General features: G+C 60.0%; 3 protein-coding genes. 1 reads left to right on the forward strand and 2 read right to left on the reverse strand.

Going from position 1 to position 8,484, the window contains the following annotated elements; translation table 11 throughout:
• Positions 1 to 12: 12 nt before the first annotated feature.
• Complete coding sequence (locus FFH90_RS20810) at positions 13 to 4,188, forward strand: non-ribosomal peptide synthetase (protein ID WP_138866027.1); 4,176 nt, start codon at positions 13 to 15, stop codon at positions 4,186 to 4,188.
• 157 nt (positions 4,189 to 4,345) lie between these two features.
• Here the strand turns inward: FFH90_RS20810 and FFH90_RS20815 are convergent, their stop codons facing one another.
• Together FFH90_RS20815 and FFH90_RS20820 are read right to left on the reverse strand one after the other, a co-directional pair.
• The gene (locus tag FFH90_RS20815; RefSeq protein WP_138866028.1) at positions 4,346 to 6,826 is read right to left on the reverse strand and encodes a TonB-dependent siderophore receptor; all 2,481 of its coding nucleotides are present in this window, start codon (positions 6,824 to 6,826) and stop codon (positions 4,346 to 4,348) included.
• A 331-nt stretch (positions 6,827 to 7,157) separates the two neighbouring features.
• Positions 7,158 to 8,380, reverse strand: a protein-coding gene (locus FFH90_RS20820) for an IS3 family transposase (protein ID WP_168206155.1) whose coding sequence is annotated in 2 segments (ribosomal slippage) — positions 7,158 to 8,029 and positions 8,029 to 8,380 — 1,224 coding nt in all. Because the reading frame shifts where the segments join, the coding sequence is not laid out codon by codon here.
• Between the last annotated feature and the right edge of the window lie 104 nt (positions 8,381 to 8,484).

Genomic DNA, 8,484 nt, shown 5'->3' on the forward strand with positions numbered 1-8,484 from the left:
ACGAGAGCCCCGATGAACGACTTGATCGATGATGATGTACTGGCGCTGCTGCTGGCCGATGCCGGTGATCAACCCCAAGGGATAACCGCCCGCGTCAACCAGCGCCCGGCGCCGCTGTCTTTCGCCCAGCAGCGGCTGTGGTTTCTCCAGCAACTGTCACCGGACAACGCCGCCTACAACCTGCCCCGTGTCATGCGCATCACCGGCCCCCTGGCGCCCCGGCGGCTGGAAACAGCCCTGAACAAGGTGCTTGAGCGTCACGATATCTTGCGCAGTGCCTTCGTCGAAATCGATGGTTGCGCCATGCAGGTGGTCGATGCGCAGGCAACACTGGTGCTCGGCCATGAAGACCTGTCGGGTCTGTCGGACGAAGCCCGCGCCAACCGGATCGCGCTACGTATCGAGGCCCAGGCCGGCACGCCGTTCGATCTGCGTCAGGCACCGCTGATGCGGGCGACACTGCTGCAGATTTCGGCCGACGAGCATCTGTTGCTGATGAACATGCACCACATCGTTTCCGATGCCTGGTCCAATGCCATTCTGATGCAAGACCTGACACGAGCCTTTGCCCAGGCCGGCAGCGGCGATACATCACCCTTGCCACGCCCGGCCATCCAGTACGCCGACTATGCCGCCTGGCAGCGCGGCGAATACCTGCACAGTGCAACCTGCGCCAGCAGCGCCGAATACTGGCAAGAGTATCTGGGGCAAACATTGCCGGCCCTCGATCTACCGGTGGACTTCCCACGAAATGCCCGGCACAGCCACCCTGCCGGGCAGTATGACTTCAGTGTGCCCGCGCCCCTCGCGCAAACCCTGAACCGCTTCTGCCAGCAGCAAAAACTGACGCCTTTCGTCGTGGCACTCGGGGCCTGGCAATTGTTATTGAGCCGCTACAGTGGCCAACACGACTTTACCGTCGGCGTACCCAACGCCACCCGCAATCGCAGCGAAACCCAGGACCTGGTCGGCTTTTTCGTCAGCGCCCAAGTGTACCGGGCGCGCATTGATCCGCTGCTGTCCTGCGCAGACTTTCTCCAGCGGCTGCGGCGCGAATCGCTGGCGGCGCTGGACCATGGCGATTACCCGTTGGAATTGAGTTTCGACGCGTTGCAATTGCACGCCAGCGAACACGCCAATCCGCTGTTCCAGGTGCTGTTCAACTGGCGCACCGAAGCCGCGCAACCGGACCGGATCGACCTGGACGGGCTGGCGCTGGAGTTCCTCGGCGCGGGTCCCGGCCAGGCCAAATTCGATCTGTCCCTGGACGTCGGCTATTCGCTCGAGGGCATCCACGCGAGTCTCGAATACAGCCGGGACCTCTACGCCCCCGCCACCCTCGAACGCCTGGCCCGGCACTGGCTGAACCTGCTCCATGCACTGGTCGATGATCCTGATCGCGCGCTCGGCGAACTGCCGTTGCTGGGCGAGGATGAGCGACAGGTGCAGTTGCAGCAGTGGAACCCGCCCGTGTCGGCCCAACCCGAGGAAGGCGTGCATCAATTGTTCGAACGCCAGGCGCTGGCAACCCCCGACTCGGTAGCCCTGATCTTCAACGACCTTGAGCTCAGCTATGCCCAGCTCAACGCCGCCGCCAATGGCCTGGCCCACTCGTTGATTGCACAGGGTGTCGGACCGGAAGTGCTGGTGGGCATTGCCGTGGAGCGTTCGGCGCAGATGATTGTCAGCCTGCTGGCGGTGCTCAAGGCCGGCGGCGCTTATGTGCCACTGGACCCTGATTATCCGCAGGAACGCTTGGCCTGGATGATTGAAGACAGTGGCCTGAGCGTGTTGCTGAGCCAGCGTTCGCTGCTTGATCGGCTGCCATCGATGCCCGGCGTCCAGCGACGCTGCGTCGACGACATCGATGTCCGGGGGACGCTGCCCGCACTTGACCCGCCCTGCCGCACCACCGGCCAAAACCTCGCCTATGTGATGTTCACGTCCGGCTCTACCGGTCGCCCCAAAGGGGTCGGCATCACCCAGGCGGCGTTGACCCGTCACGCCCAGGTGGCGCTGGAGTTTCTCGGCCTGAGCGCACAGGACCGGTCCCTGCAGTTCGCCACGTTCAACTTCGATGCCTTTGTCGAGCAGCTTTACCCGGCGTTGATCTGCGGCGCCTCGGTGGTGCTGCGCGGGCCGGATATCTGGGACAGTGAAACCTGGTACCGCGAACTGCTCGATAAACAGTTCAGCGTCAGCGACCTGACCACCACCTACTGGAACATGCTGGCCAAGGACTTCGCCGCTGCCGGTCAGCGCGACTACGGTGCACTGCGGCAAGTGATCGTCGGTGGCGAAGCGATGCCACCGGAGGGCGTTGCGGCCTGGGGCAAGGCCGGGCTCGGGCACGTGAAGCTGCTGAACACCTACGGGCCGACGGAAACGACGGTCAGCGCCACAGTGCTGGATTGCAGCGACTACGTGACAGGGCAAATCGCCCTGCCCAAAAGCATGCCGATCGGCCAGCCTCTGGCCGGACGGGCGATTTACCTGCTCGATGCCGGCGGCCAGCCAGTGCCGGTGGGCGTCGTCGGTGAACTGATGATTGCCGGCGACCTGCTCGCACGCGGCTACTTCAAGCGACCTGAGCTCACGGCCGAGCGCTTCATCCCCAACCCGTTCGATGTTCAGGGCGGCGGTCGTCTCTACCGCACCGGCGATCTGGCGCGCTATCGCGCCGACGGTGTGATCGAGTATGCAGGCCGGCTGGATCACCAGGTGAAGATTCGCGGCTTCCGCATCGAACTCGGGGAAATCGAGTCATGCCTGCTGCGATTGCCGCAGGTCCGCGAGGCGTTGGTGGTTGCCCGGGAAGGCGCGGTGGGTTTGCAACTGGTCGGCTATGTCGTGGCCCAAAGCGACTCGCTGAGCGAGCAGCAACAACTCGACCTGCGCGAAACCCTCAAGGCTGAGCTCAAGGCCAATCTGCCGGACTACATGGTGCCCAGCCATCTGCTGGTACTGGCCGCCATGCCGTTGAGCCCCAACGGCAAGCTCGACCGCAAGGCCCTGCCGCAGCCCGACCTCAGCCAGACGCAGCGGCACTTCATTGCCCCCGAAACGCCCCTGGAAAAGGCGCTCGCCGAACTCTGGCAAGAAGCGTTGCAGGTCGAGCGTGTCAGCCTGGACGACAACTTTTTCGAACTCGGTGGCCACTCGATTCTGGCCATTCAATTCATCTCGACCCTTAACGCGCGCCTGGGCATCAAACTGGCGCTGCAACACATGCTGGCTCACCCCAATGTCCAGGCACTGGCCAGATTCATCGCACGGGAGCATCAGCAGAATGTGCAATGCGTGGTCGAACTCAATGCCTCGACAGCGTCGGCACCGCCGCTATTCTGCCTGCACCCCAGCGGCGGTATCGTGTTCTGTTATCAGCCGCTGGCGAAAAAACTCAGTGCCCATGCCCGGACCTTCGGCGTGATGCACAAGGGCTTTGCCGACAAAGACTCGAACGCTCAGACATGGGCCGAGATGATTGCCGACTACAGCGCACAGATCGTCGAGAAGCAGCCACACGGCCCTTACCGATTGATGGGCTGGTCATTGGGGGGCGCGATTGCCATGGACGTCGCCGCCCACCTGGAGCGCCAGGGCAAGGAAGTGACCTTCCTCGGCCTCGTCGACAGCACATTGCCCGAACATGCCTTGCCCGCCGACCTGCCGCGCAAGCCTCTGGAAGAAGACAACCCGAACCACCTCAGCGCGGAAAACGAACTGCTGGCAGCACTCGAAGTCTTCAACCTGATGTTCGCGCATCTGGAACCGGCGGCGGCGAGCTTCATCGCCCGGAACCCGACGGCCGACCTCAAGACCTTCTATCGCTGGGCCAGCGAACAGACGGCCACCGGCGAGCAAGAGATGATCGCGACCCTGGAAGGCATCAAGCAGGAAATCATGAACGCCCAGGCCTATGCGATTCACGATCGCCTGGTGGACGCGTTCAATGCCTTCTCGCTGCCGCTGCTCAAGGTCAAGGCCAGTTGCTGGTGGTCGCTGTCGCATAAAACCCTGGAGCAAGTGCTGTATTCGGAACAACTGCTCAGGGCCCACAATGTGACAGGCCAATTGCACACCTCGATCCACTCACCACTGCCGCACCGCAGCATGATCTACAGCGAGTCGCTACTGGAGTCGTTTACCGAAGTGTTTCTCGGCAGCGCGGGCGAGTCATGTAGCTGACCGAGCGACGGCAAACAAAAACGCAGAAGCCATGGCTTCTGCGTTTTTGTTTGTACTTCCGGCAATACCGTAGCAGCTGCTCGGCAGCTGCTACAAGATTAGCCCGCGCCCCTGGTAAAAGGGCGCGGGCCGGGACATTGACGCTAGTGCAAAGGACTCAGAACTGCGGTGTGTATTTCACGCTGAACATCACGTTGCGTGGATCACCGTAGTTGTTGTTGCCGTTGATCTGGTTGTAGGCCGCTGCGAAGTAGGTCTTGTCAAACAGGTTGTTGGCATTCATCGCCAGCTCGATTTCCGGGGTGAGCTGGTAACCGACGCGGGCATTCCACACGGTGTAACCCGGAACGTTGACGGAGTGGTCGAAACCTATCGTGTGGGTTTGTGCGGTAAAGCCCAGGCCTGTACTCACACGGCTCCAGTCGCCGCTCAACTGATAATTGCCCCACACACGCAGCATGTGTTTAGGCGTCCACCAGCTGAAGATTTTGCCTTCGTTGTCAGGGTCGTCGAGGTATTTGGTGGTGTTGTAGGTGTAGCCGGCAAACAGTTGCAGATTGTCGATCACCTCGCCGCTGATTTCGGCGTCCAGACCCTGGCTGCGCACTTTGCCCGATGCCGTCGAGCAGAACCAACCGTCGCAGGTTTGCGCACCCTGCGTATCGAGAACGGCACGGTTTTCCTGGTCGTAACGGAACAGGGCCACGGAGGTATTGATCCGGCCATCCATCAACTCGCCCTTGAGACCAATCTCGTAGTTACTGCCGATAATCGGTTTGAGTACCGCGCCGGCGGTATCGCGTTCGGTCTGCGGTGTATATACGTCGGTGTAACTGGCGTAGACCGCCCATTCGCGGCTCAGGTCATAGACGATACCGGCATAGGGCGTGACTTCTCCGGTTTCAGTGGCGGTGCTTTTTGGATCTTCTGTAATGCCGCTCGCGGTCTGGGTCGAAGACTTGTAATTGTAGTCGTACCAACTGACCCGCGAGCCGAGCACCAGGGTCAGGTCTTCAACAGGCTTGACCCGCCAGCTGCCGTACAGGCCTTTCTGGCGGATGTCGTATTGGCTGGGAGTCCCACGGCCACCGGGGCTATTGATCAAGCCTTCGTAGCTGATCTCCGGACGGTTGTGATCAATGTCGAAGATATTGTCGGAGCTGTCATTGAAGGTTCGGGCGTATTTGTCGTCCGAGGTGTATTTGGAATAGTTGCCGCCCACCATGATTTCCTGCGGCATGGACAAGGCTTCGAACTTGCCGGTGAGGTTCATGTCCAGAGCGACTTTGGTGGAGTCCATGTCCGTCACGAAATCAGCGTATTGCACGCCGCTGCCATCGGGATTGATGCCATCGCCGGTGGATTGCACCCGCTGGTTCTTCGCCTTGTTGGTTTCCGTCATGCGCACGGCGCCGATCTTGAAAGCCCAGTCATCGTTGAAACGGTGTTCCAGATCGGTGTAGAGCGTGGTGACGTCGATATCCGAATGGTTCCACTTCGCCCCGGTGTACGTGCTGCGCGGCAGGTCGATGGGTTTACTGTCGGAGTAACGCGGGAAGCCGCGGACATTCGAGCGCGATTCGCCGTCGGACTGGCTGACCGCGACCCCCACGGTGGTGGCTTCGCTCAGATCGAAGTCCAGCGCGCCGTACAGCGAGGTGGTCTTGTACCATTCGGAATCAACGAACGTGTGGGTGTCGTCCTGGTCGGCCACGAAACGTCCACGGATGGTGCCGTTCTGGTTCAACGGCCCACCGGCGTCCAGTTGCAGACCGTAGTGATCCCAGGAGCCGGCCTTGCCGGTCAGGGTCACGGTCGGTGTGGCCTGACCGCGCTTGCGCACCAGGTTGACCGCGCCACCCGGGCTGCCGGTGCCTTGCAGCAAGCCCGACGCACCACGCAGCACTTCCATGCGATCGAAGAAAATCAAGTCCTGCGTGGCCCAGTTGCCCAGCGCGTAAGTGTTGCGCGGGATCGGCACACCGTCGTACTGCCAGTCATCAATCTGGAAACCGCGCGAAGAGAGGATCAAACCTCTGCCGACGCCTTGGGCACCGACCAGTCCGGTGGTCTTGTTGGCGGCGTCCTTGAGATCGACGATATCCTGATCATCCATTTGCTTGCGGGTCATCACCGTGACCGACTGCGGGATTTCCTTGAGGGTGTGGGTGCCCTTGCCGATGGTCACGGCATTCGAGGTGTAGGAATTCGAACCTTCGGTGGTCGCGCCCACCTGTTGCGCGTTGATGGTGGTGGCGCCCAGTTCCAGACCCTCGGTCGAACTGCCGCGTACCAGCATCAGCGTGTTGCCTTCAAAGCTGTAGTGCACGCCCGTGCCCTTGAGCAATTGGGCAATCGCCGCTTCGCTGCTCAACTTGCCGCTGACGCGTGTGCTGCGCAGGCCGGTCATATCATCGGCGCTGTAGATCACCTGCTGATTGGTCTGCGTGCCAAACGCCTGCAACGCCTGGGGCAAAGGCTGGGCAGGAATGTCGAGGGTGAAGTCTTCGGCGTGGACCTGCGCGCTGAGCGGCAGCAGGCAAGCCATGCCCAGACCGGCCAACGAGCGACGCGAGCGCAGGGTTCGGGCAATGACCAAAGCCTTGAACAGAGGTTTCAACTCATGAATTGCTGACATCGTGCTCTCTATTTTTAATTGAAATGGATAGGATCCATGGGCAATCGAGTGCCCTGCCGCTGCCTGGACCTGTGAACCACCTGGATCGGCTGCCATCTCGGGCAACGTGTCGCAAGTCGATGACCGGCCCCTCCCCGGGCACGATCGTTTGTCCGGGCAGCGGTAAAAATGTGTACGGCTGGGAAAACCTGAGCCCAGTGGCTACCCTGCCCGGCTCGATTTATCTGCTTACGTAAGTAAGACGCAGCACCGCGCAAAAACCGGAATGAGTTTATTTATCATTTGCGCAAACATTGTCTAGTCCTGAAATAGGTTTACACCTGTTTCACCCTCAAAACGCCCGATGCACCGCATCGGGCGTTTTGCATTTCAACGATAGGTGCGGACGTTTGCTGTTGTAGATGCTTATCGACTCGTCGACCATTCGAATCGCCTCGGCCAGATCTCTAGGTCGGTGAAGCAGAAACTCTGTCTTCAAGATCCCGTTCACACGCTCTGCCAAAGCGTTCTGATAACAGTCATACCCGTCGGTCATCGAGCACCTGATTCCATGTTTGGCGTGCAACTTCTGGTAGAGATCAGAGCAGTATTGCGAGCCGCGATCTGAGTGATGCACCAGCGTCTGATCCGTTCTTCTGCCCCGTAGAGCCTTACTCATCGCCTGGATGACCGATTCGGTGTGCAGGGTTTCATGCACGTGATGGCCGACGATTTTGCGAGAGTAGGCATCGGTCACCAAGCTCACATAGGCAACGCTTTGTTGGGTCGGCAAATAGGTGATGTCCGCCACCCAGACCTGCTCGGGTCCCGTGGCAGTCACTTGATCAGGGCCAGGTTTTAACCGGTTCGGATGTCGGCGGAAGCGATGATGGCTGTCAGTGGTCTTGTGATAGGCGCGCTTGCGAGGAACCAGTTGCCGATTGTCTCGCAAGATATCGAATAGCCGATCTCGACCTACCGTTTGCGTCAGCTCAGGCTCCGCCTGCATAAGGCCATGCAGCTTGCGAGTGCCCAGCCGGGGCATCTGAAGACGTGTTTCCAGGACAAAACCCAGCACTTTCTGAGCATGACTGGCTTGCGCGTCATAAGCCCGGTTTCGTTTGTAGTACGCCTGCCGGGATATGCCCAGAAACTGGCAAGCCCTCTGAATGCTCAGGCCTTGGACTTGCCCTTGGGTGAGGACTTGCCGGATCGCTTTTTTACGATAGAAACCCCGTAATCGTTCTTCAACACGTCAACCACCGCTTCGAAGAATTGGGCTTTCTGATTGGCAAGGGCCAGTTTTTCCTCCAGCTCCTTGATTCGCTGCTCAGGGGTCAGCGGCAAACTTTGTTCGTCCATCGGTCGGCTCCTCTGGGCGCGAATAGAGGCGCCTTGGCTCCAGTCCTGCCGCCCATGCTTGCGTAACCACACCAGCACAGTCGACCGCCCCTGAATCCCGTAGCGCCGTTGAGCCTCTTTATAACTCAACTCGCCTTTTTCGACCTGATCGACGACTGCCAATTTAAAGCCCAGCGTGTAATCTCGCTGGCTGCGCCTTTTCCCCGTATCCATTGGTTCCTCCTGAAGATAAGTCAGAAGGTGTAAACCTTATTCAGGACGAGACACATTCAAAAAAAAGGCCGACGCATTGGGCGTCGGCCTTTTTTTCTGCTACT

Origin of the sequence: Pseudomonas sp. ATCC 43928 (assembly GCF_005938665.2) — a bacterium.
GTDB lineage: Bacteria > Pseudomonadota > Gammaproteobacteria > Pseudomonadales > Pseudomonadaceae > Aquipseudomonas.